The following is a 25626-nucleotide window of genomic DNA, read 5'->3' as shown; positions in this document are numbered from 1 at the left end:
GGCGCGGCCCATGTGGCCTAGGTCTGGGGCAACGCGGAGAGACATGATGACCAAGCCCCCCCTGACCCTCTACCTCGCGGCGCCGCGCGGATTTTGTGCCGGTGTGGACCGCGCCATCAAGATCGTCGAAATGGCCCTGCAAAAATGGGGCGCGCCGGTCTATGTGCGCCATGAGATCGTGCACAATAAATTCGTCGTCGACAGCCTGCGCGATCTCGGCGCGGTCTTTGTCGAGGAGCTGGACGAATGCCCTGACGACCGGCCGGTGATCTTCTCGGCCCATGGGGTGCCAAAGGCGGTGCCCGCCGAGGCCGCGCGCCGCGAAATGGTCTTTGTCGATGCCACCTGCCCCTTGGTGAGCAAGGTCCATATCGAGGCCGAACGTCACCATCAGGCGGGCCTGCAAATGGTGATGATCGGCCATGAGGGCCACCCCGAAACCATTGGCACCATGGGGCAATTGCCGCACGGCGAGGTCTTGTTGGTCGAGACCCCCGAAGATGTTGCCTCTCTCACCGTGCGCGACGAACAACGCCTTGCTTTCATTACACAAACCACGCTGTCCGTGGATGACACGGTGGAAATCATTGCCGCTCTCAAGGCGCGATTTCCCGCCATCATCGGCCCGCATAAAGAAGACATCTGCTATGCCACCACCAACCGTCAGGCGGCGGTCAAGGCCATCGCGCCCAAGATCGACGCCCTCTTGGTGATCGGGGCGCCGAATTCGTCCAATTCCAAGCGTCTGGTCGAGGTGGGCCGCGCCAATGGCTGCGCCTATGCGCAATTGGTGCAGCGTGCGGAAAACATCGATTGGCGGGCATTGGACGGGATCACGTCGGTGGGCATCACGGCGGGGGCCTCGGCGCCGGAATTACTGGTCAACGAGGTGCTCGACGCCTTCAAATCGCGCTTTGACGTCTCGGTAGAATTGGTCGAAACGGCGCAGGAAGATGTCGAATTCAAAGTCCCGCGCGTCTTGCGACAGCCTGCCTAACCTTCTGATCCGAAAGCAAAAACATGCCTGATCTTTATGCCTATACCGATGGTGCCTGCTCGGGCAATCCCGGCCCCGGAGGCTGGGGCGCGCTTTTGCAGGCCAAGAGCGGCGATACGGTGGTCAAAGAGCGCACGCTTCAGGGCGGCGAGGCCGATACCACCAACAACCGCATGGAGCTTCTGGCCGCGATCCACGCCCTCGAAGCTCTTGAAAAACCGACGAAAATTACCGTCGTCACCGATAGCGCCTATGTCAAGAACGGCGTGACCGGATGGATTTTCGGATGGAAGCGCAACGGGTGGAAGACGGCCAACAAAAAGCCGGTGAAAAACGTCGAGTTGTGGCAACGTCTGGACGAGGCACAGGCGCGCCATGAGGTGACGTGGGAATGGGTCAAAGGCCATGCGGGCCACCCCGAGAACGAGCGCGCCGACGAATTGGCGCGCGCCGGAATGGCTCCGTTTAAAGATTAAAAATCAATATCTTAGCACCCATCCCTAGCGGCGGGTGCCATAGGTGTTCCAAAGCCAGATCAGCGCCAGCGCGCCCAGAACCGCGCCGACAAATCCGGCCATCAGCCCCATCACGGTGATCAGTGCGCGCAAGACCAATCCGCCCACCAGCGCCCCTGCCATGCCGATGACAATTGTGGTGATGATATCGGTCTCGACCCGCATGATGCGCGTGGCGATAAACCCCGCTGCCGCGCCGATGACGAGCAATAAAACCGCTCCGCCCATGATGGATAACCTCCTGTATTAAAACTATTTTCGCCGCATGAAATGGGTCGGCACGATGATCAGCGCGCCGATGGAGGACAAGATCGCATCCACCCCCGCAGTGCCGAAGGACAGGCCGAACATCAGCCGCACGAAGTAGAATAAAAACGCCCCGCCCACGCAGATGATGATGGATTGCAAAATCCCGTTGCGGGTGAATCCCGAGCGTTCGGACAGATAGCCGACAATGCCCGCGATCACCACGGTTCCGATCATCGAGGGGAACATGGGTTTCTCCCTTAAAAAGCTGCATTTCCGGCGTCGGTATCACGTCGGTATTTCGTCGGTATCGCGTCGGTGCGAAATGCGGTTCAAGGCACGGGGCGCAAGTTACAGGCGCTTGCCCTTGCTCCACGCTTGGCCGCGCAAGAAGACATCCGCATCCTGCGCGCCCTTGCCCGCCCGTTGCAAGCGTAAAACCTCGACCGCGCCGGAGCCGCAGGCAACGACGAGCCGCCCTTCATCCGCGCCCTCGATCACTTCGCCCGCGGCCGCCGGAGCCGCGCCTTGATCCGTGCCCTGATCCGCGCGCGCGCCCGCCGCCAGACGCGAGGCGAGCAGTTTCACCCGCGCCCCGTCCACCTCCACATAGGCGCCAGGAAAGGGCGAGAGGCCGCGGATTTTCGCATCGACCTCGGCGGCGGGGGCAGTCCAATCAATCGCCGCTTCGGCTTTGTCGATCTTCGCCGCATAGCTCACGCCTTCCTCGGGTTGCACCTGCGCGCTCAGGTCCGGCAAATGCGCCAAGGCCTCGACAATGGCCTCGGCCCCGATCTGCGACAAACGGTCATGCAGCGCGGCGGTGGTGTCCTTTGCGCCGATCGCCGTCTCGCGGCGCAGCAAGACAGGGCCGGTGTCCAATCCGGCCTCCATCTGCATGATGCAAACGCCTGTTTGCGCGTCGCGGGCCATGATGGCGCGGTGGATCGGCGCCGCCCCGCGCCAGCGCGGCAAAAGCGAGGCGTGGATATTGAGGCAGCCATATTTCGGCGCATCCAACAGCGTCTGTGGCAAGATCAGCCCGTAAGCGACGACCACGGCGACATCGGCCTGCAGCGCGGCGAAATCGGCGATATCGGCGGGGTCTTTGAAATTCAGCGGATGGCGCACCGCAAGGCCCATCTCCTGCGCGCGGGCATGAACGGGCGTGGGGCGGTCCTTTTTGCCGCGGCCCGCGGGGCGCGGCGGCTGGCAATAGACGGCGGCGATGTCATGGCCTGCGCCGACCAGCGCCTCCAGAACCGGCACCGAAAACTCCGGCGTGCCCATGAAAATGATCCGCATGACCCGCCCCCTATGCGCGCAGTTTCTTGGCGCGGCGCAGCAACATATCGCGGCGCGTCTTGGTGAGGCGGTCGAAATACATCTTGCCCGCCAGATGGTCGATCTGGTGCTGCACCGAGGTGGCCCAAAGACCGACGAAATCGCGCTCTTCGCTCTCGCCCTGCGCGTTCATGAACCGCACGGTGACGGCGCGGGGCCGCGCGACCAAGGCCGACACGCCAGGCAGGTTGGGGCTGGCCTCCTCATGGGGGCGCAATTGCACCGAGGCGTGCAGGATTTCGGGGTTGGCCATGCGGATCGCCTGCCCGCGCGCCTCGGAGGCATCGACCACCGCGAGGGCCAGCGATACGCCGATTTGCGGCGCTGCCAATCCGACGCCGGGCATGGCCTCCATCGTGTCGATCATATCGGCCCAAAGGGCGCGGATCTCGTCGGTAATCGCCTCGACCGGCTGCGCGGGGCTGCGCAGGATTTTGTTCGGATAGGGCAAGCAGGTCCGCGCGGGCATGTGGATTACTCTTCGCTTCTGGGCAGGAATTGCGGGGTCGGCGCGGCCAAGGCGGGGGTGTTGGAGACCGCGTAAACCGCTTCGAGCTTGGCGCGGCGATCCGCCTGCAGACGGTCGAAGGTGACCAGACCGTCGAGGTGGTCGATCTCGTGCTGGGCACAGCGCGCCTCCATCCCCGACAATCGGCGCACCACGCGCACACCGTCCAGATCGGTATAGGCCAGCGTGATCTCGTCGGGTCGCGTCACGGGGGCCAGAACGCCAGGGATCGACAGGCAGCCCTCCTCCATCACGGAGGTTTCGGGCGCGGCGTCGAGGATTTCGGGATTGAGGCAAACACAAGGATTTTGCGCGCCCTCCTTCCATGTGACATCCATCACAAAGAGCCGCGTCAGCACGCCGATTTGCGGCGCCGCCAATCCGCGCCCCGAGGCCGCATACATCGTGTGCAGAATCCCCAGCGCCAGCGCGACCACCCCGTCAGGGGCGCGGGCACCGGCGGTCAATTCGGCCTCTTTGCACGGTTTGGACAGGCGCGGATCGGGCCATTTGAGCACCTCGAAAGCGGGGGCGCGGCCTTCGGATTGCAAGGCAGAAACAAGGCGCGTGACATGGGCCAATGCCGTCGGAAGGGCCTCTGGCGCGGCGTCTGGCAGGGCGTCTGGCGCGGCGTCGGGGCCTTGGGGGGCGTTCGGATCGCTCATCGGGTCAGGCCCGACTGCGTTCGCGTTTGAATTTCACCATCTTGCGGGTGATCATCTGGCGTTTGAGCGGTTTGAGATGGTCGATGAACAGCGTGCCGTTGAGATGGTCGATCTCATGCTGCACGCAGGTCGCCCAAAGCCCGTCGAAATCGCGCTCCTGCGGGTTGCCGTCCATGTCGATCCAGCCCACGCGCACCTCTTTGGGGCGGGTAACCTCGGCATATTGCTCGGGGATCGACAGGCAGCCCTCCTCATAGACATTGGTGTCGCCTGAGGCGCTGAGAATTTCGGGGTTGAACATTACCAAAGGCGCGGGTGCCTCGCCTTGTTCCTTGACGCAATCGAGGGTGATGAGCCGCTCGAGCACGCCGATCTGCGGCGCCGCCAACCCGATGCCGGGGGCGTCATACATGGTTTCGAGCATGTCTTTGGCCAGCTTGCGGCGCGCGTCGGAGAGATCTTCGACGGGGTCGCACTGCTTTTTGAGGCGCGGATCGGGATGTATCAAAATAGGCCGTATCATGGGCTTCATTTAGGCGATGCGGGCGGCGCATGCAACGGGCGCGGCGCGGCGCGGGTGGCAGGCAACGTGGCGCACAGCCGCGCACAGGCCGAAGCGGCGGGGGGCGCGGCGCGGATCGGAGCCTCCGGCGGGGATATTTTTGGAACCTGCAAATGCCGCAGCGGCGCGATCCTTGCCCTTGCGCCTAGGGGCGGATGGGGTAGATTTTGGGGCAAAGGCGGAGCACTTCTCTGCCCATCACAACGAAGGACACAGGATGAGTAATACTGCCCGCGCCGCGACGCAATTTGACGAGGTTATCGACCGTCATGGCACGCATTCGTCGAAATGGGACCTGATGGAGCCGATTTACGGCGTGCCGGCGGCGGACGGGATTGCCATGTGGGTGGCGGATATGGATTTTCGCCCGCCGCACTGTGTGCAAGAGGCTTTGGAGGGGATGCTCGGCCACGGGGTTTACGGCTATTATGGCGATGATGCCTCCTACCGCGCGGCGATTTGTTGGTGGATGCAAAACCGCCACAACTGGCAGGTCGATCCGGCGGCGATTTTCACCGTGCACGGATTGGTCAACGGCACGGCGCTGTGCGTAGATGCCTTTACCGAGGCGGGCGATGGGGTGGTGTTGATGACGCCGGTCTATCACGCTTTTGCGCGGGTGATCAAAGCGGCGGGGCGCGAGGTGATCGAATGCCAGCTGGCGCTTGAGAATGGCCGCTACCAGATGGATTTCGACGCGTGGGATGCGCAATTGGCGGCCCTTTCGGGGCGGGCGAAAATGATCATCCTGTGCTCGCCGCACAATCCGGGCGGGCGCGTGTGGAGCCGCGCGGAACTGGAAGGCGTGGCGGCGCTGGCGCGCAAGCATGATCTGGTGCTGGTCTCGGATGAGATCCATCATGATATTGTTTTTGCAGGGAATACCCATACGCCCATGGCGCTGATCGAGGGTATCGAGGACCGTTTGGTGATGATGAGCGCGACGACCAAAACCTTCAACATCGCGGGCAGCCATACCGGTAATGTGATCATTGCGGACGCCAAATTGCGCGCGCGTTTTGCGGGGCGGATGGCGGCTTTGGGGATGTCGCCCAACAGCTTTGGACTGGCGATGACCGAGGCGGCCTATAGCCCTGCGGGCGCGGCATGGGTGGATGATCTGGTGGCCTATCTGGACGGCAACCGCGCGGTCTTTGACGCGGGAATTGCGGGCATTGCGGGACTTGCCTCGATGCCTTTGGAGGCGACCTATCTGGCATGGGTGGATTTTTCCGGCACGGGGATGGAGACCGCCGAATACACCCGCCGCGTCGAGAAAGACGCGCGCATCGCCGCCAACCACGGCCCCACCTTTGGCGCGGGCGGCGAAGGCCATATGCGGTTCAACCTCGCCACGCCGCGGGTCTTGGTCGAGCAGGCGGTCGCGCGTTTGGCGCAGGCCTATGGCGATCTGCAATAAGGCGCGCCGCGCAAATGAAAAAGCCCCGCGGAGGATTTCGGCGGGGCTTTGTTTATCTCGGCGGTTGGCGCGGCGTTAGGCCGGACCGCTGAGCAATCCTTTGGGGGCCTCGCGCTCGCGCACGAAATCGACCGGTGCGCTATCGCGTGCGGCGGTGGCGCGTTTGTATTCGAAACGCATCTCGCCGCCCTCCTCTTCGGAGGCGATGATCAGGCATTGGTAGATGTGGCGCGGCCCGTCATAGAGATCGACATTGCCGCGCAGATGCGGCGCGGTCTCGGCGTCCAAGGCAAAGCCGTTTTCCCAGCGGCGCAAAACGCGGTGGGTCTCGCCATCCGCCTCCACATGCAGGCGGGTTTTCGCCGCGCTGGCCAGTTTACGGGCGGCTTGCACGCCTTTGCGCATCTCCTCGGTCAAATAGGTGCTCATTGGGTCTCCTCCGGAGGGTAGCATGCCACCTAATTTAAGCCGGTCAAGTAAACCCTTGATGAAATGCCCAGATTTGCCCCGCGCCTACGACTTTTCGGCAACCTTGGGCCGCAAAACATGGGGCATTTTGGGGTCGTAGAGCGCCGAATCCTTGAAATCACCCACCTCGCCCAGCACTGGACCGACGAGAATCAGCGCCGTGCGGGTGATTTTCTCGGAGCGCACTTTGGCGTGGATATCGGCCAGCGTGCCGCGAATGAACATCTGGTCCGGCCAGCCGACGCGGTAGGCGACCACCACGGGGCAATCGGCGCCGTAATGGGGGGCAAGCTGGCGCTCGATCTCGCGCAGATTGCGAATGCCGAGGTGGATCGCGAGGGTCGCGCCGGTGCGGGCGAAATTCTCCAGCGTCTCTTTGGGCGGCATCGAGGTGGATTTCATCGACACGCGGGTGAGCACGATGGATTGCGCGATCTCCGGCACGGTCAATTCTTGGCCCAAGGCGGCGGCGGCGGCGGCATAGGCGGGCACGCCGGGGATGACCTCATAGGGGATGTTATCGGCGCGCAACCGGCGGATTTGCTCGGCGATCGCACCATAAAGCGAGGGATCGCCCGAATGCACCCGCGCCACATCCTGCCCGCGCGCATGGGCGGCTTGGATCTCGGCGTGGGTGTCATCCAAGGTCATCGGCGCGGTGTCCATCACCCGCGCGCCCGTCGGCGCGCCCGCGACGACCTCTTCGGGCACCAAAGATCCGGCGTAAAGGCAGACAGGGCAAGCGGCGATGAGCCGCTGCGCCTTGAGGGTCAAAAGTTCGGGATCACCGGGGCCGGCGCCAATGAAATAAACGGTCATGTCTTTGTCCTTTCGGGGCCATAGGCGCCCCTGATGTTTAACGCTGCGCCAGATCGCCGTCGATCTTGCGTGCATAGCCGCGCGGGGTGAACATGCGCGGGCCTTCGCCCAATTGCGCAAGGCGGCTGTTGGAGGAGCCGATCAGCACCACGGTCAGCATATCGACCTCATCCACCTGCAATTCGCTGAGTTTGCGATAGCGCACATGCTCTTCGGGGCGGCCAAGCGACGAGGCCAGCATAACAGGCGTGTCGGCGGGGCGATGCTCAAGCAAGATATCGCGCGCCTCGGCCAGCAAGGTGCGGCGGGTTTTCGAGACGGGGTTGTAGAAGGCAATGACGAAATCGCCCTCGGCGGCGGCTTTGAGACGGCGGATGATATCGTCGCGCGGGGTCAGAAGATCGCTCAGGGAGATGGCGCAAAAATCATGGCCCAAGGGCGCACCGGCGCGCGCCGCCGCCCCTTGCAGTGCCGAAACGCCGGGCGAGCATTGCACCTCGACGCGGCGCGCCGCATCCGAGACGCCCATTTGATCGGGGCCACGGTCGAGCAATTCGAACACCAAGGCGCCCATCGCATAAATCCCCGCATCGCCCGAGCACACCAGCGCGACGTTGTGGCCTTTGCCCGCCTGTTCCAGCGCATAGCGGCAGCGGTCCTCTTCGCCGCCCAAGGGGAAATCCGAGCGCAGCTTGCCCGCCGCCAATGGCCCGAGCAGATCGATATAAAGCCCGTAGCCGACCAGTTCCTCGGCCTGCGCCACCAATTGGCTGACCTCCGGCGTGCGCCATGCCGCTTGGCCCGGGCCGATGCCGACAATCGACAGATGGCCGCGCGCGCGTCCGCGCATTTCGGTGATCGGCGCGGGGGCCTCGGCCAAGGCGCAGGTGGTATTGGCGGTCTTGACCTTGGGCGCGCGCAATGACGCCTGCGCACCCGCGGCGGCGAGGGCCGCGCCCTCGCTGACCCCGTGGCATCCGACCTCGGCAAAAACCACCTCCGAAGGGTTGGCCAAACGCGGCGCTTCGGCCTCAAGCTCGGCGGCGGTGAAGACCCGCAAAGGCACGCCCAAGCGCCGCGCCAACATATTCATCGCAGGCTCGTCGGCCTTGAGATCAAGCGTGGCCACCGCCGCCACCGCTCCCGCCGCAACGCCCGCCTCGGCGAGCGTCGTTTGCACCAGATCCCAAAGCTCGCCCGCCTCGGCGCCGCGCGCGCATCCCACGCCCAGAACGTATTTTTGCGGATGATAGACCAGCGCCGTCTCGCTGCCCTGCATCGGCGCATCGGTGACGTGCAAACATACGGCTCCGTCCGTTTCATCCACCGCGCCAAGGCCGAAAATATCGCTGCCCACAGGCACCACCGGCGCGCCCGACAACATGCGTGCCATCGCGCCTTTGGCGTCCTCGGGATTGGCCAAACGGTAGCCCGCAGGCGGCACATCCAGCGCCGCGCCGATCGCCAGATCGCCCGCCGTGGTCACCGCCGCCAAAGCGCCGATGGCCTCAGAGACCTGCCGCGCCAAACGGTTCGCGCCGCGATGCCCGCCCAACAAAGGGATCACCGCCGCCCCGTCATCGGAGACCGACAAAACCGGCGGCTCGACGCGTTTGTCATGCAGCAAAGGCGCCACCGCGCGGATCAAGATGCCCGAGGCGCAGACCCCGATGACCGGCACCCCCGCCGCGAACAGATCGCGCGCATGATCGAGCGCATTGGCGAAAAACGCATCGGCCTTGGCGACGCGGCCTTGGCGGCCGTGCACCGGCAGGCCGAGCGCCTCGGCCAGACGGTGCGCGAGCGGCTCGCCGCTGGCGTTGAGGGCGAGAATGACGGGCGATTGCGGTTGCGTCAAAGCCATGGGTCGGCTCCCTTCGTGAGCAAGATCATCGAAAAATATGGTGCGTTTTCAGGCGCATCCGCCAAGGGGCAGACGACTTCCTCGGGCAAGCTGGCCCGCTCGACATAGACCGCGCGCCCCATCAGCCCAAGGCCGTCGATGACACCGCGAATTTTGGCCAGATGCCGCCCGACCTTCATGATCGCAACGCTTTCGGCGCCTTCGATCCGTGCGCGCAATTCGGCTTCGGGCAAGGGTCCGGGCAATACGGTGAGCCGCTCGTTGCGCGCCGCCAGCGGCATTTTCGCCGCCGCCGCGCAGGTGGTGATCGAGGTCACCCCCGGCACGATCTCGGTGTCGAAACGCTGCGAGAGCCGCGCGAAAAGATACATGAAAGAGCCGTAGAAAAACGGATCGCCCTCGCAAAGGCACACCACGTCATCGCCAGCCTCCAGCGCCTCGGAGATTTGCGCCGCGCCGGTGTCATAGGCGGCCTGCGCGGGGCCGCGCGCGACGGTCATCGGCACGTCCATGACGATTTCCCGCGCGTCTTTGGCGATCACATCCGCCGCGATCGAACGCGCGAAACTCGCCCCGCCCGCCAGCGCCGGATAGGCCACGACCTTGGCCCCCGAGATCAAGCGGTGCGCGCGCAGGGTCATCAATTCGGGATCGCCCGGCCCGAGGCCGACACCATATAGTTTACCGCTCATCTTTTGATCAGGCTCCATTGCGTCACCGCCATGGCGGGGCGCCATCCGCGCGGCCCGCCGCGGCCCTTGCCCAGAGGGCTGGCGCGGCTGACGGCGATTTTCGACAATTCGCCGCCGTATGTTTCTTGCAGTCGGGTCAGGAGCATCTCGCTCTCGATCGTGACCGCATTGGCGACCAGACGGCCCAAGGGTTTGAGCACGCTGTGGCAGATTTCGGCCGCCTCGATGCTCAGCCCGCCGCCGATGAAAACCGCGTCGGGCGCGGGCAATCCGGCCAAGGCCTGCGGCACCTGCCCCGCGCGCAGATCAAGCTGCGGCGCGCCCAAGGCCAGCGCGTTTTGCGCCGCCAAGACGCGGCGGTCATCTCGCGGCTCGATGCCGATGGCGCGGGCGTCGCGGGCGCCGCGCATCCATTCGACACCGACCGATCCGCATCCGCATCCCACGTCCCACAACAGCGCGCCGCGCATCGGCATCAGCTTGGCCATGGTCACCGCGCGCACCTCTTGTTTGGTCATGGTCCCGTCCGAGACGAAACAGCCATCGGGCAGGCCCATTTGCGGCAAGACCGACGCGCCCGCGCTAGCGATACATTCGACGGCCAAACTGTTGAAGGCAGGCACCTTGTGCTCCCACCCTTCAGCGATGCCGTCAAACCGCGCCTCCTGCGCGCCGCCCATCGCTGCCAGAACCGTCAGCTTCGACGCGCCATAGCCGCGCTCGGCCAAAATTCCGGCGATCTGCGCGGGGGTCTCGCTGCCGGTGGTCAGGATCAACAGGCGCGCCGCGGGGGCGATAAAGGGGATCATCTGCTCGACGGGGCGGCCATGCACGGTCAATTGCTCGCAATCGGCCATCGACCAGCCCATGCGCGCGGCGGCATGTTGAAAGGCCGAAAGCTGCGGATGAAAGGTGATCTCGGCTCGGTCAATCGCCCGCCCGATCCGCGCGCCCACCGAATACCAAAGCGGATCGCCCGTGGCCAATACCACCACGCGGCGCCCGCGCAGGGCGCGCAAGCGGTCGATCAAGGCGTCAAAGGGCGAGGGCCATGCGATGCGCTCGGCGCTCACCTCAGGGGTCAGCGCATGATGGCGATCCCCGCCGATCACCACCTCGGCGGCCTCCAGAACCGCGCGGGAGGCAGGCATCAAACCCGCCACGCCCTCTTCGCCGATGCCGATGATATCAAGCCAAGGCCTAGTCATGGCGCGCCCCTGCTTGCAGGTTCCAAAAATATCCGCGCCGCAGGCTCCGGCCATCGCCGCACAGGCGGCGGGGGCGGCTCATGCCTGCTCCTCCGGCAATCCGGCGGCCAATGCATTGACCGCCGCCGAGGCGATGGCCGAGCCGCCGCGCCGTCCGCGCAGGGCGACAAAATCGCATCCGCGCGGGTTGGCGGCCAGTTCGGCCTTACTTTCGGCCGCGCCGACAAAGCCGACCGGAAAGCCCAAGACCAGCGCCGGTTTGGGAAAGCCCGCGTCGATCAGTTCAAGCAGGTGGAACAGCGCCGTGGGCGCATTGCCGATACAGACCACCGCGCCTTCGGCATAGGGTTTCCAAAGCTCGACCGCGGCGGCAGAGCGGGTGTTGCCGATCTGTTTGGCGCGTGCGGGCACCGAAGGATCATTGAGCGTGACGATCACCGGATTATCGCGCGGCAGGTAGCGGCGGATGATCCCCGCCCCCGCCATTTCGCAATCGCACAGCACCGGTGCCCCCGCCTCCAGCGCCGCGCGCCCTGCGGCGTAGGCCTGCGGCGAATAGGCAATGCGGTCGGCCACTTCGACCATGCCGCAGGCGTGGATCAACCGGATCGCGAGGCGCTGCATGCCCTCGTCAAAGCGCTCCAGCCGCGCTTCGCGGCGCACGGTGGCGAAGCTCTCGGCATAGATGGCGGCGGGATCGGTGATATAGGGGCGCAAGGGCGGACCTTCGAGATTTGGGGCCACGGCGGGAGCCTGCGGCGCGGATATTTGGGGAACCAGAAAGGCGGCAGATTTATCCAGCAGGTTTGCGGGCGCTTTCGGGGCCGTGGGGGTGTTTGGCGTGCGGATATTCGGCGTGGTGGTGATCGTGATGGTGGTGGTCATGGCTGTGGCCGTGATCATGGCCATGACCGTGGTCATGATCGTGATCGTGGCTGTGATCATGAGAGTGGCTATGGTCGTGCCCATGATCGTGCCCATGATCGTGCCCATGATCGTGGTGGTGATGGTGCCCCGCCGCGCTTTCCAGACGGCACATGCCGGTGCAAAAAGTCTCGCATAGTTTGCAATCGGCGACATTCGATCCAGGTGCCGAGGCGCCTTGGCCTTCGACGTGGTGGTGGTGGCTTTCTTGCACCGCGCCGACCTCGCTCTCGAAGCCCAGAACCTGCGTGCGGTATTTGCACAAGACGCAGGTGGGCGGCGGCACATCGCCAAAGGCGGGGTGGCCCTTGCCGTTTTGCGCGGCTTTGGCGGCGCGTTCGGCGGGGGTGATTTTTTGCGCGCCGATGCCTTCGATTTCCAAAATTTGCGTGCGGTAGGCGCAGGTGCCGCAATTGGGGATCGGGGCGGCGCCGGTTTGCTCCATCACCCGCTCGGCAAAGGTGGCCAGAACCTGCGGGTGGTCATTGAGGTAGCCGGCTTTGACGAACTGGATATCGGGATGCGCGGCGGCGACCTGATCGGTGAAGCCGTAGATGCGGTCGATCAGGATGCCGGTGAAGAGGAAATAGGGAAAGACGATGATGCGTTTATAGCCCAGCTTTGCCGCATGGGTCAGGCAGGGTTCGACCAGCGGGAAGGTCACGCCCGAATAGCCGACCTCGCACCAGCCAAAGCCGATGCCTTCGTGCAGCATGCGGGCGATTTTGGCGACATTGCCATTGGCATCGGGGTCGGAGGCGCCGCGCCCGATCACCACAAGGCAGGTGTCATGCAGGTCCACCGCGCCATGCTCGGCATTGGCGGCGGCGATGGCCTCCTTGATGCGCGCGCCAGCGGCCCCGATCATTTTCGGATCAACGCCCAATTCGCGCCCGTAGGAGACCTCGATCCCGTGTTTTTCGGCATAAGTGTTGAGCACCGTGGGGATGTCGTTTTTCGAATGCATGGCGGCAAAAAGCATGCCAGGCACGGCGAGGATACGGGTGCAGCCCGCCTCGCGCAGACGGTCCAGCCCGTCGCGGATCACCGGATTGGCGAACTCCAGATAGCCGTATTCCATCATCCAGTCATCGGGCAGATAGGCGGGCAGCTTGTCGGCCAGCACCGAAAATTCATCGACGGCCGATTGGCTGCGCGAGCCGTGGCCGCAGATCATCACGCCGGTTTTCGGTGGGGTGGCTGTTTGGCTGCCCATGGCTTACGCCTCCTGCAAGTCTTCGTCGTCTATTTCGTCGCTTTCGGCCGCCTCGTCGGTGCGCGATTTGCCGCGCAGCCCTTGGGCCAATCCGATGGCGATGGCCGCGCCAATCGCCACACCGGCGAGCCAGTGGCCGTGGCCTGCGACCTCGGCCAGATGGCCGACATGGGCGAAGGCGGCGGCGGGCGCGGTCGCGGCGACGCCAAAAATAGCGAGCGCGATCAGAGGCTTGCCCGCAATGGTATTGAATGTGTTGGTGCGCATGGCACTCTCCCCATCTGTGTCCATTTCGTCAATCGCCAAAGGGAAGGAGCGCCGAGCGGGCCTCGTGCCCCGATCCGGCCTGTCTGGACGCTGCACCCTTTGGCCCCCTGTTTGGGTCGACCCTATGGCGCTCACCTCTCCGGCCCTTGGCGGGCTTCGTCTGCGGGTGGGTATAAGGGCAAGGGCGGGGCCATGCAATCGCGCAAAGCGGCGTAACGGGGCGTAATTGCGTCGCGGGGGGCGGTTTTGGCGCGCGGCGGATTATGGATATTTGAAGAACCAGCAAGGCAGGGGCGGCGCGAACGCGTGGGCGCGCAGGTTTGATGCGCGCGCTGTGCATATGCGCAGGGGCTATGCGCTTTGAGACAGATTGGTCAAATGGGTTTCGCGGGCTAGGTGTGGGGCAAGAAATAAAGGAGTTCGAGATGGGTTTGCTGCAAGACGGGGTCTGGAAGGACCAATGGTATGACACCAAGGAAACCGGCGGGGCGTTCAAGCGGTCGACCGCCTCTTTTCGCAACTGGATCACCAAGGACGGCAGCGCCGGTCCGTCCGGCGAGGACGGGTTTGCCGCCGAAAGCGGGCGCTATCATTTGTATGTCTCGCTGGCCTGTCCTTGGGCGCATCGCACGTTGATTTTCCGCGCCCTCAAGGGGCTGGAGGATCATATTTCGGTCTCGGTCGTGCATCCTGATATGCTCGGCGACGGGTGGACATTTGACACCGGATTTGACGGGGCGACGGGGGATGGGCTCTTCGGGTTTGATTTTTTGCGCGAGGTCTATCTCAAGGTCGATCCGAAGATGTCGGGCCGTGTCACCGTGCCGGTGCTTTGGGACAAGACGCGCGGCACGATTGTGTCGAACGAAAGCTCCGAAATCATCCGCATGTTCAATTCGGCCTTTGACGAGATCACGGGAAATACCAATGATTACTGGCCCTTAGAGATGCGCGGCGAGATCGAAGAGATCAACACCCGCGTCTATGACACCGTCAACAACGGCGTCTATAAGGCCGGTTTCGCCACCTCGCAAGAGGCCTATGACGCCGCCATCGCGCCGCTGTTTGACAGTCTCGACTGGATCGATGATCTGCTGTCGTCGCGCCGCTATCTGGCGGGGGATCGCGTCACCGAGGCCGATTGGCGGCTCTTTACCACGCTGGTGCGGTTCGATCAGGTGTATCACACGCATTTCAAATGCAACCTGCGCCGCATCGTCGATTACCCGCATATCTGGCCCTATCTGCGCGAGCTTTATCAATGGCAGGGCGTGGCCGATACGGTGGCGGCGGATCACTTCATCCGGCACTATTATTACAGCCACGACATGATCAATCCGCACCGGATTTTGCCGATCAGCCCCAAGCCCGATTTCATGGCGCCGCACAATCGCGGATAGCGCGCCGGACCTGCCGCGCCGCACGCAGGTCGGGCGCGCAAGCGGGGCGGTTGTCGCCAAAACCGCCCCTGCGGTATCACGTCGGTATTGCGTCGGTGCGGCGGGCGGCCTGAGGCGGCGCGGCGCAGGGCCTTTGTGCGAATTTGCACATGAGGCGCGATCACCCGCGAAAGCCTCGGTCAAACCCAAGGGGCACGGCGGGCGGGTCAAGGCGGTCGCACGGTGGGCGGATCAAAGCGGCGGCGCGGCAGCGGGTCCAAGCGGCACCGCGGCGCGCCGGTCAGCTGGCGCGCGCGTAATGTTCGACCATGGCGGCAAGATCCTCGGGCGGCGAATCCGATTGCACCAAGGCGCAGGCATTATGCACATGCCGGAAAATCGAGCCGTCGGAGAAAAAGCTGGTGTTGGTGACGAAAATCACCTGTGTCGCGGGATGGCGGTAGGAGGCGAAATCGGCCACGGCAAAGGCGCTGCCTTCGCCCAGCACCAGATCGAGCACAATGATGTCAAACGCATGGATTTGCATGGCCGAGATGGCGTCGTGCTGCCCGTGGGCGCGGTGCACCTCGGCGCCCAAACGCTCCACATGACGCTGCCATAGCGCCCCAAGCTCCGGCTGGCTCTCGACAATGAGAACCCGCAATTGCACTGCACTCTCCATTGCGGCTGTCTCCCTCAAAACATCCTGTTCGTCCAAGCCTGTGGCTCTCCCGATGCGCCTCCTCACGCATTAAGAAAGATTAACCGCTTGTTACTCCCCCTTCATGCGTCGAGAACCCTAACAAATGATTAATTTCGGCGGCGGGCATTCACATCTCGGGCGGCAAGCCGCCGAGGTGCTTGCACCTTGGGCCGAAATCCGCTTGAACCGCTGCACGAATGGCAAAGGGAGCGGCGCGCGATGACAAGCTGGATTACGATCTGTGACACCTGCAAACGCGAGGGATGGGACGCGGCGAGCGGCGTGACCGATGGCGAAGCTTTGGCCGCATTGATCGAGGCCGAGGTCGCACAGGGCGACGGCGCGGTGAAAACGCGGCGAGTGTCGTGTTTGATGGGCTGCACCCACGGATGCAACATCGCGGTGCAGGGCGCGGGCAAACTGGCCTATACTTTGGGCCGATTCGCACCCGTGGCCGAAGATGCCGCCGCCATCGTCGAATATGCCGCCAAACATGCGGCGGCAGAGAATGGCCAAGTGCCGTTTCGTGAATGGCCGCAAGGGGTTAAGGGGCATTTCGTGACCCGCCACCCGCCCCTGCCCGAGGCCGAGACCGATTGAACCATGCGCAGCGCCTCATGACAGACCGCCCTCCCCCCGATCAATACCGGCCAGACGCTGTTCGGCCTGACCAAAACGGGCCAGACACGGGCCGCCCTGCCCCGAAGCCGCCCGAGCAGGCGCAGGCGCAAACCGGCAGCGCCCAGCCCAACCGCGCCCTTGCGCCGCGCGATCACGGCGGCGGGATTGATGCGGCGGCGCTGCGTTTTGGCGGGGCGCGCGCCGATTGGGTCGACCTGTCGACGGGGATCAACCCGCTGCCCTATCCCGTGCCGGATTTTGCCCCCGAGGCGTGGTGCGCCTTGCCCGATGCGGGGGCGCAAGACGCGTTGGAGCAGGCCGCGCGGCAGTTTTGGCAGGTGCCCGAGGGGGCGGCGGTTCTGGCCGCGCCGGGGGCGAGCGCGCTGATCGCGCGGCTTCCGGCGCTGGCGCCTGCGGGGCGCGCCCATATCCCCGCGCCGACCTATAACGAACATGCCGCCGCCTTTATCGGCGCCGGATGGCAGGTCGAGGGCGGGGCCGAGGCACGCGGCGCGCATGACGCCAAAATCGTGGTCCATCCCAACAATCCCACCGGACAGTTCCACAGCGCGGGCGCGCTGGATGCGCCGCTGACGGTGATCGACGAGAGCTTTTGCGACATTGCGCCCGAGCGCAGCCTGATCGCGCAGGCGGGGCGCGAGGGGCGGATCGTGCTCAAGAGTTTTGGCAAATTCTGGGGGCTGGCGGGGCTGCGCCTCGGGTTTGCCATCGGCGATCCGGCGTTGATCGGGCGGCTGGCGATGATGCTTGGCCCTTGGCCGGTGAGCGGTCCGGCGCTGGCGCTGGGGACGGCGGCTCTGCGCGACGCGGCATGGGCGCAGCAGACCCGCATCCGGCTCAACGAGGATGCGGCGCGGCTTGATGCGCTGATGCTGGGCGCGGGGGCGCGGATTTATGATCAGGGCGCGGCGACGGGCGGCACCTCGCTGTTCCGGCTGTATGATGTGCATAGCGCCGCCGCGTGGCAGGACCGTTTGGCGCGGCATCATATCTGGAGCCGGATTTTCCCCTATAGCGCCCATATGCTGCGCCTCGGGCTGCCGCGCCCCGACCAGTTCACGCGGCTTGCCGCCGCTTTGGCCGCACCGCAGGAGCGCGCGTGATGAGCCATGCCAGCGTGATGGCTCTGGCCTTGCTGCTCGACGCCGCCTTTGGCGAGCCGCGCTGGCTGTGGTCGCGTCTGCCGCATCCGGCGGTTCTGATCGGGCGGGCGATCGGCTTTCTCGACCAGCGGCTCAACCGCGAGAGCCGCAGCGCGGCGCAGCGCAAGGCTTTGGGGATGCTCACGGTGGTGATCCTATGCGCTGCGGCCTTGGCGGTCGGGCATCTGCTGGCGGGGTTTGGCGGATTGGTCGAGGCGCTCTGCGCCGCCGTGCTCTTGGCGCAGCGGTCCTTGGCCGAGCACCTGCGCGATGTGACGCGGGCGCTGCGCCTGTCGGCGGGCGAAGGGCGGCGGATGGTGGCGCGGATCGTCGGGCGTGACACCAAAGACATGGACGCCCCCGCCGTCGCCCGCGCCGCGATTGAATCGGGGGCCGAGAATTTCTCGGACGGGGTCTTGGCGCCGCTGTTTTGGGGCCTGATCGGCGGGCTGCCTTTGATGCTGCTCTATAAGGCGGTCAATACGGCGGACAGCATGATCGGATATCGCACCGCGCGCCACGGCGATTTCGGATGGGCGGCGGCGCGGTTTGACGATCTGCTCAACCTGATCCCCGCACGGCTCAGCGCGCTGATGATCGCGCTGTGGCACCGGCAGGGCGGCCAATGGGGCGAAATCGCGCTTGAGGCGCGCGCGCACCGCTCGCCCAATGCCGGATGGCCCGAGGCGGCGATGGCGCGGGCGCTGGGTGTGGCGCTGAGCGGGCCGCGCAGCTATCACGGACAGATGCAGGATTTCGCCTATGTCAACGCCGCAGGCGCGCGCGACATCGGCCCCGCACAGATCGAGGCCGAGATCGCCGTGCTCTGGCGGATTTGGGCGATGGGTCTGGCAGCGGCGCTCGCACTGGCGGCGCTCGGCGCGGCGGTGTAGCGCGATGCGGGCCTGTGCGCGGGGGCCAAAGGAGTTTGTGCATCGCTCGCTGCGCGCCGGAGGGGTCACGAGAGGTTCGCGCCGCAGATGCGCGCAACAGCCATCCCGCGGATCGGGCGCGAGGGCGGGTTTGCGGGATAAACAGTGCCTTCACTTGGAAAGTGAGAAGAGAAAACCGTTACCTGAACTGAGGTACGCATCGCCAGGAATGAACGACATCGTCAACATCATTTTTTTGGCAACAGACTGCTCATAAGGCCCAATTACTGAAGCGAAATACCCATTTTGGGTTCGCACTATTTGATCTGAATACTCTGCGGTTTTCAGAGTTTCAGGCGATGTGCTGCTCTCCAGCACAATCCACCTAAAGCCGCTGGGTAGTTTTAGAGCGATTTCTTTTCCGATAGGTGTCTCGGAGCCATCAGCCTCCAGCATAACAACGTTAATGCCTGCTTGCTGAGCCTTCGCAGCATTTAGCCAATTCATTTCATTCGGCGCCGCCGAAGAAACGAACACAACGGCATCAAAGCCTAAGCCAAGCTCGCTTAAATACGCACCGACAAGTGCGTTTCCAACGCCACTCTCCGATATGCGCCCATTTTTTGTAATATAGGCAGCATGAAATCCGACGAGCGCAGTTGGATCCATGTATCTAGTTTCACCGCCAAGCCAAGCCAGTGCGCACGCCGAAGCACAAGCTGTCCCCGGAGCCACGCCCGTGGAAAAGCCGGACGCACGAATTGCACGTCCGATGACGAGACCTTCGACCAAGTTGCCGCCCGGGCTTTTCAGCAAGACCGCGCCTATCTCTGTGGCCCTAACAGTTTCCAAAAATCGGTCAGAGTCACCTTGAACGATTTTCCCTTCCAGAACCACCAAATCCAACGGTGTACCTGTAGGGACAAGACGGATGTCCGCTGCAATGGCGCAAGAGGCAGTCAGAATAAATGCAGAAGTTAGCATTCTGAGCGGTAGCTTGTTCATGAAAACATCCAAAATAAGCAACTAGGAGAGTATCGGCGCTTAACATTATTCTCAATGGCAACCTTGGGCCTCATAGCCGCCCTTCGCACCATGGGGCAGCCTCGCCCCTGCCCGAAGGCCGGTGCAAACGCACGCATCCCCCGCACACCCGCGTTTGCGCCCTCGCCGCACGGCATCCGCCCACAAGGCTTGCCTCGCCTTCTCGCCCCGCTATGGTGCGCGCAGGTTTATGGATATTGGAAGACCCTATGACGAGATTTTCGCGCGCAATCACCGCTTCGCTCAAACCCCTCGCCCTTGTGGCTGCTTTGGCGCTGCCGGTCTTGGCCCCCGCGCAGTCGGCGGCGCAATGTGGCGGCAATTTCAACGGGTTCGTTGAAGGGCTGGCGCGCGAGGCGCGGCAAATGGGCTATGACGCGGGCACGGTGTCGCGCTTTTTGTCGGGCGCGCGCCAAGACGGCGCAGTGCTCAAGGCCGACCGCGCGCAAGGCGTGTTTCAGATGGATTTCACCAGCTTCGCGCGCAGGCTGATTTCCAACAACCGCCTGCAAACCGGCCTTGCCAAGGCGCGCCAGCACCAAGCGATTTTCGCCAAGATGCAGCGCGATTACGGCGTGCCTTCGGGGGTGCTTTTGGCCTTTTGGGCCTTTGAAACCGATTACGGCGCCTTTCAGGGCGATTTCAACACGCTGAACGCTTTGGTCACGCTGGCCCATGATTGCCGCCGCCCCGAATTGTTCCGCCCGCAGATTTTCGCCGCGCTCAAGCTCTATACCATGGGCGATTTCGATCCGCGCACCACCACGGGAGCATGGGCGGGCGAGATTGGCATGGTGCAGATGTTGCCGCAGGACATTTTGGACAACGGGGTGGATGGCGACGGCGACGGGCATGTGCGGCTGAAAACCTCGGCGGCCGATGCGCTTTTGTCGGGGGCGAAGATGCTGCGCCATATGGGCTGGCAAGCGGGGCAGCCGTGGTTGCAAGAGGTGCGCCTGCCCGCCGATATGGATTGGTCGAATGCTGGTTTGCAGACCAAACTGACCCCCGCCCAATGGCAATCTATGGGCGTGAGCCCGCGCAGCGGCACTTGGGCCGCCGACCTGCCCGCAAGCCTGATTTTGCCGCAAGGGCGCAAGGGTCCGGCCTTTGTCGGCTATCCCAATTTCAACGTTTATTTCGAATGGAACCAAAGCTTTACCTATGTGCTGACCGCCGCCTATTTCGCCAATCGCCTGAGCGGCGCGCCGGTGTTTGACGCGGGCACTCCCGAAGCGGGGCTGGCAGGGGCGCAGATGAAAGCCTTGCAAAAGAAGCTCGCCGCGCGCGGGCATGATGTGGGCAAGATCGACGGGATTTTGGGCGCGGGCACACGCGCGGCGGTGCGCGCCGAGCAACAACGCCTTGGCTTGCCCGCGGATGCATGGCCGACGGCGACCCTGCTCGGCAAGCTGTAAAGCGATCTATTTTCAAAGCGTTACAATTTGGCGCGGCGGCGACGGCGCGCTGGTTTTGGCGCGCGCGCCCATACAAAAATCCGCCTAAGGGCGAAATTTCATGGAACGCTTTGGCGGGGGCGCCGTTGGTAGGGTGACGCGAGAGCGCAGGCCATCGGGGCAAACCCGAGCCTCATGAGCGCTCTTGCCCAACACTCGAAAGGAGCTACACATGAAGACGCTTTTGACATCGACTGCTTTGGCCCTGATCACCTTCACCCCCGCGCTCGCCGAGAGCCATATGGCCGATCCGGCGGCCAATGCGCCAAGCGCCGCGCAAACTGCCCCCGCACCCATGCATCACAGCCCCTTTATCGGCGATCCGGCCGAAGGCACCCATAGCGCCGCGATCATCGATCTGCGCGCCTCCGATCTGATCGGCAAGCGGATCTATACCTCGGACGAGCAATGGGGCGATCAATCTATCAATGACGTCTCGGGCAACTGGAATGACATCGGCGAAGTCAGCGATATCGTTCTGGCCAAAGACGGCAGCAGCGAGGCCGTGCTGCTCGATATCGGCGGGTTCCTCGGCATCGGCGAGCGCACCGTCGCGGTCAAGATCGACGCGCTGGAATTTGTGCGTGATGGCGATGACGAGGGCGATTATTTCGTCGTGCTGACCGCCGACCGCGCCGCATTGGAGGCCGCGCCGGAATTTGACCAAAGCAAGATCGGCGCATGGACCAGCAGCGCCGTGATGGAGACCAAAGCGGCCAGCACCAAGGCCAAACAAAAGGTCGCCGCCGCGCTTGATACGGCCAGCGCCAAAATGCAAACCCCGATGGAGGGTTTTGTCATGGTGGACGGCGATAAAATCACCGCCGAGCAACTGGACGGGCAAGCGGTCTATGACAGCCGCGACGAGCGGATCGGCGAGGTTTCCCAAATCGCCCTGACCGATGACGGCAAGGTCGCGCATGTGATCGTCGATGTGGGCGGATTTTTGGGGCTGGGCGAAAAGCCCGTGGCTCTGGCCTATGACGAAATCAAATTGCAGCGCGCCAAGGAGGGCGACGAATTGCGCGTGAGCGTTGGCGTGAGCAAAGAGGCGCTGGAGGCCCTGCCCGAATACGGAAGCTAAGCCGCCGCAACGCATACTACCGCCCCGCGCCAAATGGGTTTTGGCGCGGGGTATTTTTGTTTCAAGCCAAAGGCTTAGGCGACCATCTGCGCCGCTGCGCGCAGGTCGACCGAGACAAGCTGGCTCACGCCTTGCTCTTGCATGGTGACGCCGAACAAACGGTCCATCCGCGCCATGGTCACCGCGTGGTGGGTGATGATCAAGAACCGCGTTTCGGTGCGTCGGCACATCTCGTCGAGCAGGTCACAAAACCGCGTCACATTGGCATCGTCCAAGGGCGCATCGACCTCGTCGAGCACACAGATCGGCGCCGGATTGGCCAGAAACACCGCAAAGATCAGCGCCAGCGCGGTCAGCGTCTGCTCGCCCCCCGACAAGAGCGACAGGGTCGACAGCTTCTTGCCCGGCGGTTGGCACATGATCTCCAGCCCCGCCTCCAGCGGATCGTCGCTCTCGATCAATTCCAGCTTGGCCTCGCCGCCGCCGAACAGGTGTTGGAACAGCAGCGTGAAGTTGCTGTTGACCTGTTCAAAGGCGGTGAGCAGCCGCTCGCGCCCCTCGCGGTTGAGGCTGGCAATCCCCGCGCGCAGGGTCTTGATCGCCTCTTCGAGATCGGCCTTTTCATTGACCAAAGTGTCGTGCTCGTCCTGAACTTCCTTGCTGTCCTCTTCGGCGCGCAGGTTGACCGCGCCCAAAGCGTCGCGTTGCCGTTTGAGCCGGTTCACATCGCCCTCGATCACATGCGAGGCGGGCATATCCTCGGGCAGCATATCAAGGCTTTCGAGCAGCGCCTGCGGGGCGCATTCCATCTCTTCGCGGATGCGTTCGGCGGCGGCGGCGGCGGTCTCGCGGGCGGCGTCGGCGCGGGCCTCGGCGCGGGCGCGGGCCTCGCGGGCCTCGGAGGCGGCGCGTTCGGCCTCGCGTTCGGCCAAAGCGGCGGCGCGCACCGCGCTCTCGCCCTGCGCAAGCGCATCGGCGGCCTCGGCGCGGCGGCTCTCGGCGGTGGTGATGGCCTCGCTCAGGGTGGAGCGTTTTTGCGCGATCTGCTCGGGCACGGCGGCGGCCTCGGCCAATTCGCCAAGCGAGGCCTCGCGCCGTTCGGCCAGTTCCTTGGTGCGTTTTTCCGCCGTGTCGAGCCGGTGGCGCCAACCGCTCAGCTCCTTGGTGACCTCTTGGCTGCGGCGCACGCGCGCCTCGCCTTCGCGGCGCAATTCGTCATGGCCCGAGCGGCGCGCCATCATCGTCATCCGCGCCGCCTCGACGGTCATTTTCACGTCCTCGGCCTCGGCGCGCGCGGCCTCCAGATCGCCCAGATCGGCCAATCCTTTTTCCGCCTCTTGCACCTGTTTGCGCGCGGCCATGGCCTCTTCCTCGTGGCGGCGCACCGCCATATCGAGGCTTTCAAGCTTGCTTTGCGCGATCGAGCGCTCGCTTTCGGCGCGGTTCACGGCGCGGCTGGCCTCGGCCTGCATCCGGTCGGCGGCCGAGCGCGCGGCGCGGGCCTCTTGGTCGGTGCGGCTGGCCTGCGCAAGGCGCGCGGTCAGCGTTTCATGCGCGGTGCGCGCGCCCTCGGCGCGTTGGCTGGCATGTTCGTGCTCTTGCTTGAGCGTCTCCAGCCGGTTGAGTTGCTGAAGCCGCAGCGCCGCCGCCGACGGCGCATCCTCGGCCCATGCGCGAAACCCGTCCCAGCGCCACAAATCCCCCTCGACCGAGACCAGCCGCTGCCCCGGTTTGAGGGCGGCTTGCAAGGCGGGGCCTTCGTCGGCATCGACAAGCCCGATCTGGTCCATCCGGCGGGCCAGAACATCGGGCACAGAGACATGCGCGCTCAGCGCGGTGACGCCTGCGGGCAAGGGCTGCGGATCGGCATATTGCGGCAAGACCGCCCAACCGGAGGGGCCGTCGGCCTCGACCTCGGGGGCGCGCAGATCATCGGCCAGCGCCGCGCCCAGCGCCTTTTCAAAGCCTTGTTCGACCTGCAGGCGGTCCAAAATCTGCCCGCCCTCGGCGGTGTCGCGTTCGAGCAATTTGGCCAAGGCCGAGACCTCGGCGCGCAGGGCGTTCATCTCGCCCTCGGCCTCCGAGCGTTCGCCGCGCGCATCGGCCTCGCGCGCCTGCGTTTCGGCGCGGGCGGCTTCGGCGGCGGCGAGGGCCTCATCGGCGGATTGCGCGGCCATGGCGGCTTCGGCCTCGGCGGCTTTGGCCTGCTCCAGATCGCCCGCGGATCGGGCCAGCGCGGCTTTGGAGGCGGCGACGGCGTCGCGGGCGCGGGCCGCTTCGGCCTCCGAGCGGCTTTGGGTTTTGCGGCTGTCGCCGAGCAAGCGGGTCGCGGATTGGTGGCGCGCCGCCAGACGGGCGACATCCTCGGTCAGTTGCGACATATCCGCCTCGCGCGTCTGCAAGACCTGCGCGGCCTCGCGGGCGGCCTCGGCGGCGGTTTCGAGCTTTTCGGCGTGGCCCTCGCCCGCCTTGGCCAATTCGCGCGCCTCCCATTCGAGCCGCTCGATGGTCTCGCCCGCATCGCGGTTCAACCCGCCTTCGCGTTCGATATCCTTGGCCAGTTGCTCGATCCGCTGCTCCAGCGTTTCAATCGTCTGGCGCGCTTGGTTTTCTTGGTCGCTCAGGGCGTCGCGCTGCACCGCGAGGCGCTGCAAGATCGCGGCGGCGACCGCCTCTTCCTCGCGCAGCGGCGGCAGGGCCTCATCCTTGGCGGCGCGCTGTTTTTCGGCCTCGCGCGCGGCGCTTTCGGCTTTGGCCGCCTCGGTGGTGCAGCCGCGCAGCGCCTCGGCGGAGGCGGCGCGTGCCTCATCGGCCTCTTTCCAGCGGCGGTAGAGCCACATGCCCTCGGCGCGGCGCAATTCCTCGCCGATGGCGCGATAGCGGGCGGCTTGGCGGGCCTGACGGGCCAGTTGCCCCAATTGCGCCGCCAGTTGTTCGATCACATCATCCACGCGCAGCAGGTTGCTTTCGGCGCCCTTGAGCTTGAGTTCGGCCTCGTGGCGGCGTTGGTAGAGACCGGAAATCCCCGCCGCCTCCTCCAAAATCCGGCGCCGGTTTTTCGGCTTGGCGTTGATCAGTTCGGAAATCTGGCCCTGACGCACCAAGGCGGGCGAATGCGCGCCCGTGGAGGCATCGGCAAAGAGCATCTGCACATCGCGCGCGCGCACATCCTTGCCGCCCACCTTATAGGCGCTGCCCGCATCGCGGGTGATGCGGCGGGTGATCTCCAGCGTATCGCTGTCGTTGAACCCCGCAGGCGCGAGGCGCTCGGAATTGTCCATCTGCAAGACGACTTCGGCAAAGTTGCGCGCGGGGCGGCTGCTGGCTCCGGCAAAGATCACATCCTCCATGCCCGACCCGCGCATCGCCTTGGCGCGGTTCTCGCCCATGACCCAGCGCAAGGCTTCGAGCAGGTTGGATTTGCCACAGCCGTTCGGCCCCACCACCCCCGTCAGCCCTTCGGCGATGATCAGGTCGGTCGGGTCGACAAAGCTTTTGAAGCCGGTCAGTTTGAGCCTGTTAAAGCGCAAGGGGGCAGAATCTCCGCATCTCACATGTCTGGTGGGAAATTTGGCGCTTTGGACGGGC

General features: G+C 64.6%; 26 protein-coding genes. 9 read left to right on the top strand and 17 right to left on the bottom strand.

Annotated elements, in window-relative coordinates; genetic code table 11:
• The first annotated feature begins 46 nt into the window (after positions 1-46).
• Together ispH and rnhA are read left to right on the top strand one after the other, a co-directional pair.
• Positions 47-997, top strand: a complete 951-nt coding sequence (gene ispH, locus ABWV64_RS10425; protein WP_353344929.1) for a 4-hydroxy-3-methylbut-2-enyl diphosphate reductase — start codon at positions 47-49, stop codon at positions 995-997.
• A 23-nt stretch (positions 998-1020) separates the two neighbouring features.
• Complete coding sequence (gene rnhA / locus ABWV64_RS10420) at positions 1021-1473, top strand: ribonuclease HI (RefSeq protein WP_353344927.1); 453 nt, start codon at positions 1021-1023, stop codon at positions 1471-1473.
• A 24-nt stretch (positions 1474-1497) separates the two neighbouring features.
• Here rnhA and ABWV64_RS10415 read toward each other — a convergent pair whose 3' ends face one another.
• From ABWV64_RS10415 to def (ABWV64_RS10390), 6 genes are all read right to left on the bottom strand, one after another.
• The gene (locus ABWV64_RS10415) at positions 1498-1740 is read right to left on the bottom strand and encodes a GlsB/YeaQ/YmgE family stress response membrane protein (protein ID WP_353344925.1); all 243 of its coding nucleotides are present in this window, start codon (positions 1738-1740) and stop codon (positions 1498-1500) included.
• 24 nt (positions 1741-1764) lie between these two features.
• Positions 1765-2007, bottom strand: a complete 243-nt coding sequence (locus tag ABWV64_RS10410) for a hypothetical protein (protein ID WP_353344923.1) — start codon at positions 2005-2007, stop codon at positions 1765-1767.
• 102 nt (positions 2008-2109) lie between these two features.
• Complete coding sequence (gene fmt, locus ABWV64_RS10405) at positions 2110-3063, bottom strand: methionyl-tRNA formyltransferase (RefSeq protein WP_353344921.1); 954 nt, start codon at positions 3061-3063, stop codon at positions 2110-2112.
• Positions 3064-3073: 10 nt separating this feature from the next.
• Positions 3074-3571, bottom strand: a complete 498-nt coding sequence (gene def, locus ABWV64_RS10400; RefSeq protein ID WP_353344919.1) for a peptide deformylase — start codon at positions 3569-3571, stop codon at positions 3074-3076.
• 5 nt (positions 3572-3576) lie between these two features.
• Positions 3577-4275, bottom strand: a complete 699-nt coding sequence (def, locus tag ABWV64_RS10395; protein WP_353344917.1) for a peptide deformylase — start codon at positions 4273-4275, stop codon at positions 3577-3579.
• A gap of 4 nt (positions 4276-4279) precedes the next feature.
• Positions 4280-4798: a peptide deformylase gene (gene def / locus ABWV64_RS10390; protein ID WP_353344915.1), complete on the bottom strand. Its 519-nt coding sequence runs from the start codon at positions 4796-4798 to the stop codon at positions 4280-4282.
• A 256-nt stretch (positions 4799-5054) separates the two neighbouring features.
• Here def (ABWV64_RS10390) and ABWV64_RS10385 point away from each other — a divergent pair, with 256 nt between their 5' ends.
• The gene (locus ABWV64_RS10385; protein WP_353344913.1) at positions 5055-6257 is read left to right on the top strand and encodes a MalY/PatB family protein; all 1203 of its coding nucleotides are present in this window, start codon (positions 5055-5057) and stop codon (positions 6255-6257) included.
• Positions 6258-6332: 75 nt separating this feature from the next.
• On the opposite strand, the gene ABWV64_RS10380 is transcribed toward ABWV64_RS10385, so the two are convergent.
• The 8 genes from ABWV64_RS10380 to ABWV64_RS10345 all read right to left on the bottom strand — a co-directional run bounded on the left by ABWV64_RS10380 (position 6333) and on the right by ABWV64_RS10345 (position 13715).
• Positions 6333-6686, bottom strand: a complete 354-nt coding sequence (locus ABWV64_RS10380; protein WP_353344911.1) for a hypothetical protein — start codon at positions 6684-6686, stop codon at positions 6333-6335.
• Between the two features lie 84 nt (positions 6687-6770).
• The gene (gene cobM, locus ABWV64_RS10375) at positions 6771-7544 is read right to left on the bottom strand and encodes a precorrin-4 C(11)-methyltransferase (protein WP_353344909.1); all 774 of its coding nucleotides are present in this window, start codon (positions 7542-7544) and stop codon (positions 6771-6773) included.
• 37 nt (positions 7545-7581) lie between these two features.
• Positions 7582-9408: a precorrin-3B C(17)-methyltransferase gene (gene cobJ / locus ABWV64_RS10370; protein WP_353344907.1), complete on the bottom strand. Its 1827-nt coding sequence runs from the start codon at positions 9406-9408 to the stop codon at positions 7582-7584.
• The gene (gene cobI, locus ABWV64_RS10365; RefSeq protein WP_353344905.1) at positions 9399-10100 is read right to left on the bottom strand and encodes a precorrin-2 C(20)-methyltransferase; all 702 of its coding nucleotides are present in this window, start codon (positions 10098-10100) and stop codon (positions 9399-9401) included. Before cobI ends, cobJ begins: the two co-directional genes overlap by 10 nt.
• Positions 10097-11308 (bottom strand): precorrin-6y C5,15-methyltransferase (decarboxylating) subunit CbiE, encoded by a 1212-nt coding sequence (cbiE, locus tag ABWV64_RS10360; RefSeq protein ID WP_353344903.1) that lies wholly within the window; start codon positions 11306-11308, stop codon positions 10097-10099. Before cbiE ends, cobI begins: the two co-directional genes overlap by 4 nt.
• A 78-nt stretch (positions 11309-11386) precedes the next feature.
• The gene (locus ABWV64_RS10355; RefSeq protein ID WP_353345911.1) at positions 11387-12025 is read right to left on the bottom strand and encodes a precorrin-8X methylmutase; all 639 of its coding nucleotides are present in this window, start codon (positions 12023-12025) and stop codon (positions 11387-11389) included.
• Between the two features lie 76 nt (positions 12026-12101).
• Entirely contained in the window at positions 12102-13448 is a 1347-nt protein-coding gene (locus tag ABWV64_RS10350) for a sirohydrochlorin chelatase (RefSeq protein WP_353344901.1), read from the bottom strand.
• A gap of 3 nt (positions 13449-13451) precedes the next feature.
• Positions 13452-13715 (bottom strand): DUF6732 family protein, encoded by a 264-nt coding sequence (locus ABWV64_RS10345; RefSeq protein WP_353344899.1) that lies wholly within the window; start codon positions 13713-13715, stop codon positions 13452-13454.
• Between the two features lie 425 nt (positions 13716-14140).
• Between ABWV64_RS10345 and ABWV64_RS10340 the strand changes: the two genes are divergently transcribed.
• Positions 14141-15115 (top strand): glutathione S-transferase family protein, encoded by a 975-nt coding sequence (locus ABWV64_RS10340; RefSeq protein ID WP_353344897.1) that lies wholly within the window; start codon positions 14141-14143, stop codon positions 15113-15115.
• 280 nt (positions 15116-15395) lie between these two features.
• On the opposite strand, the gene ABWV64_RS10335 is transcribed toward ABWV64_RS10340, so the two are convergent.
• Positions 15396-15758, bottom strand: coding sequence for a response regulator transcription factor (locus tag ABWV64_RS10335; protein WP_353345909.1), 363 nt, complete (start codon positions 15756-15758; stop codon positions 15396-15398).
• Positions 15759-16016: 258 nt separating this feature from the next.
• On the opposite strand from ABWV64_RS10335, the gene ABWV64_RS10330 reads away from it, so the two are divergent.
• From ABWV64_RS10330 to cbiB, 3 genes are read left to right on the top strand one after another with little or no spacing between them, the layout of a single operon-like run.
• Complete coding sequence (locus ABWV64_RS10330; RefSeq protein ID WP_353344895.1) at positions 16017-16397, top strand: DUF1636 family protein; 381 nt, start codon at positions 16017-16019, stop codon at positions 16395-16397.
• A gap of 17 nt (positions 16398-16414) precedes the next feature.
• Positions 16415-17542 carry a threonine-phosphate decarboxylase gene (locus ABWV64_RS10325; RefSeq protein ID WP_353344893.1) on the top strand — a complete coding sequence of 376 codons (1128 nt, stop codon included), beginning with the start codon at positions 16415-16417 and terminating at the stop codon, positions 17540-17542.
• Positions 17542-18474, top strand: coding sequence for an adenosylcobinamide-phosphate synthase CbiB (gene cbiB, locus ABWV64_RS10320; RefSeq protein WP_353344891.1), 933 nt, complete (start codon positions 17542-17544; stop codon positions 18472-18474). Before ABWV64_RS10325 ends, cbiB begins: the two co-directional genes overlap by 1 nt.
• Positions 18475-18624: 150 nt before the next feature.
• Here the strand turns inward: cbiB and ABWV64_RS10315 are convergent, their stop codons facing one another.
• A complete protein-coding gene (locus tag ABWV64_RS10315) occupies positions 18625-19458 on the bottom strand; it encodes a COG3904 family protein (protein WP_353344889.1) in 834 nt (277 codons plus the stop codon).
• 248 nt (positions 19459-19706) lie between these two features.
• Here ABWV64_RS10315 and ABWV64_RS10310 point away from each other — a divergent pair, with 248 nt between their 5' ends.
• Together ABWV64_RS10310 and ABWV64_RS10305 are read left to right on the top strand one after the other, a co-directional pair.
• Complete coding sequence (locus tag ABWV64_RS10310) at positions 19707-20915, top strand: lytic murein transglycosylase (RefSeq protein WP_353344887.1); 1209 nt, start codon at positions 19707-19709, stop codon at positions 20913-20915.
• Positions 20916-21126: 211 nt separating this feature from the next.
• Positions 21127-22038 (top strand): PRC-barrel domain-containing protein, encoded by a 912-nt coding sequence (locus ABWV64_RS10305; RefSeq protein ID WP_353344885.1) that lies wholly within the window; start codon positions 21127-21129, stop codon positions 22036-22038.
• A 74-nt stretch (positions 22039-22112) separates the two neighbouring features.
• Here ABWV64_RS10305 and smc read toward each other — a convergent pair whose 3' ends face one another.
• Positions 22113-25568: a chromosome segregation protein SMC gene (gene smc / locus ABWV64_RS10300; RefSeq protein WP_353344883.1), complete on the bottom strand. Its 3456-nt coding sequence runs from the start codon at positions 25566-25568 to the stop codon at positions 22113-22115.
• Positions 25569-25626 lie beyond the last annotated feature (58 nt).

The organism is Litorivita sp. NS0012-18 (assembly GCF_040371945.1).
Classification (GTDB): Bacteria; Pseudomonadota; Alphaproteobacteria; order Rhodobacterales; family Rhodobacteraceae; genus Litorivita.
Note: the sequence above shows the minus strand (reverse complement) of the source record. Positions and strands in the feature narration are given on the sequence as shown.

Coding starts and splice junctions, on each gene's coding strand:
- fmt (WP_353344921.1), bottom strand. CDS start 3,063: ATGCGGATCATTTTCATGGGCACGCCGGAGTTTTCGGTGCCGGTTCTG.
- cbiB (WP_353344891.1), top strand. CDS start 17,542: ATGAGCCATGCCAGCGTGATGGCTCTGGCCTTGCTGCTCGACGCCGCC.
- def (WP_353344917.1), bottom strand. CDS start 4,275: ATGAGCGATCCGAACGCCCCCCAAGGCCCCGACGCCGCGCCAGACGCC.
- cbiE (WP_353344903.1), bottom strand. CDS start 11,308: ATGACTAGGCCTTGGCTTGATATCATCGGCATCGGCGAAGAGGGCGTG.
- ABWV64_RS10415 (WP_353344925.1), bottom strand. CDS start 1,740: ATGGGCGGAGCGGTTTTATTGCTCGTCATCGGCGCGGCAGCGGGGTTT.
- ABWV64_RS10345 (WP_353344899.1), bottom strand. CDS start 13,715: ATGCGCACCAACACATTCAATACCATTGCGGGCAAGCCTCTGATCGCG.
- ABWV64_RS10350 (WP_353344901.1), bottom strand. CDS start 13,448: ATGGGCAGCCAAACAGCCACCCCACCGAAAACCGGCGTGATGATCTGC.
- ABWV64_RS10410 (WP_353344923.1), bottom strand. CDS start 2,007: ATGTTCCCCTCGATGATCGGAACCGTGGTGATCGCGGGCATTGTCGGC.
- ABWV64_RS10330 (WP_353344895.1), top strand. CDS start 16,017: ATGACAAGCTGGATTACGATCTGTGACACCTGCAAACGCGAGGGATGG.
- ABWV64_RS10340 (WP_353344897.1), top strand. CDS start 14,141: ATGGGTTTGCTGCAAGACGGGGTCTGGAAGGACCAATGGTATGACACC.
- ABWV64_RS10325 (WP_353344893.1), top strand. CDS start 16,415: ATGACAGACCGCCCTCCCCCCGATCAATACCGGCCAGACGCTGTTCGG.
- ABWV64_RS10310 (WP_353344887.1), top strand. CDS start 19,707: ATGACGAGATTTTCGCGCGCAATCACCGCTTCGCTCAAACCCCTCGCC.
- ABWV64_RS10385 (WP_353344913.1), top strand. CDS start 5,055: ATGAGTAATACTGCCCGCGCCGCGACGCAATTTGACGAGGTTATCGAC.
- cobI (WP_353344905.1), bottom strand. CDS start 10,100: ATGAGCGGTAAACTATATGGTGTCGGCCTCGGGCCGGGCGATCCCGAA.
- cobM (WP_353344909.1), bottom strand. CDS start 7,544: ATGACCGTTTATTTCATTGGCGCCGGCCCCGGTGATCCCGAACTTTTG.
- ABWV64_RS10380 (WP_353344911.1), bottom strand. CDS start 6,686: ATGAGCACCTATTTGACCGAGGAGATGCGCAAAGGCGTGCAAGCCGCC.
- ABWV64_RS10315 (WP_353344889.1), bottom strand. CDS start 19,458: ATGAACAAGCTACCGCTCAGAATGCTAACTTCTGCATTTATTCTGACT.
- ispH (WP_353344929.1), top strand. CDS start 47: ATGACCAAGCCCCCCCTGACCCTCTACCTCGCGGCGCCGCGCGGATTT.
- ABWV64_RS10305 (WP_353344885.1), top strand. CDS start 21,127: ATGAAGACGCTTTTGACATCGACTGCTTTGGCCCTGATCACCTTCACC.
- rnhA (WP_353344927.1), top strand. CDS start 1,021: ATGCCTGATCTTTATGCCTATACCGATGGTGCCTGCTCGGGCAATCCC.
- def (WP_353344919.1), bottom strand. CDS start 3,571: ATGCCCGCGCGGACCTGCTTGCCCTATCCGAACAAAATCCTGCGCAGC.
- cobJ (WP_353344907.1), bottom strand. CDS start 9,408: ATGGCTTTGACGCAACCGCAATCGCCCGTCATTCTCGCCCTCAACGCC.
- def (WP_353344915.1), bottom strand. CDS start 4,798: ATGATACGGCCTATTTTGATACATCCCGATCCGCGCCTCAAAAAGCAG.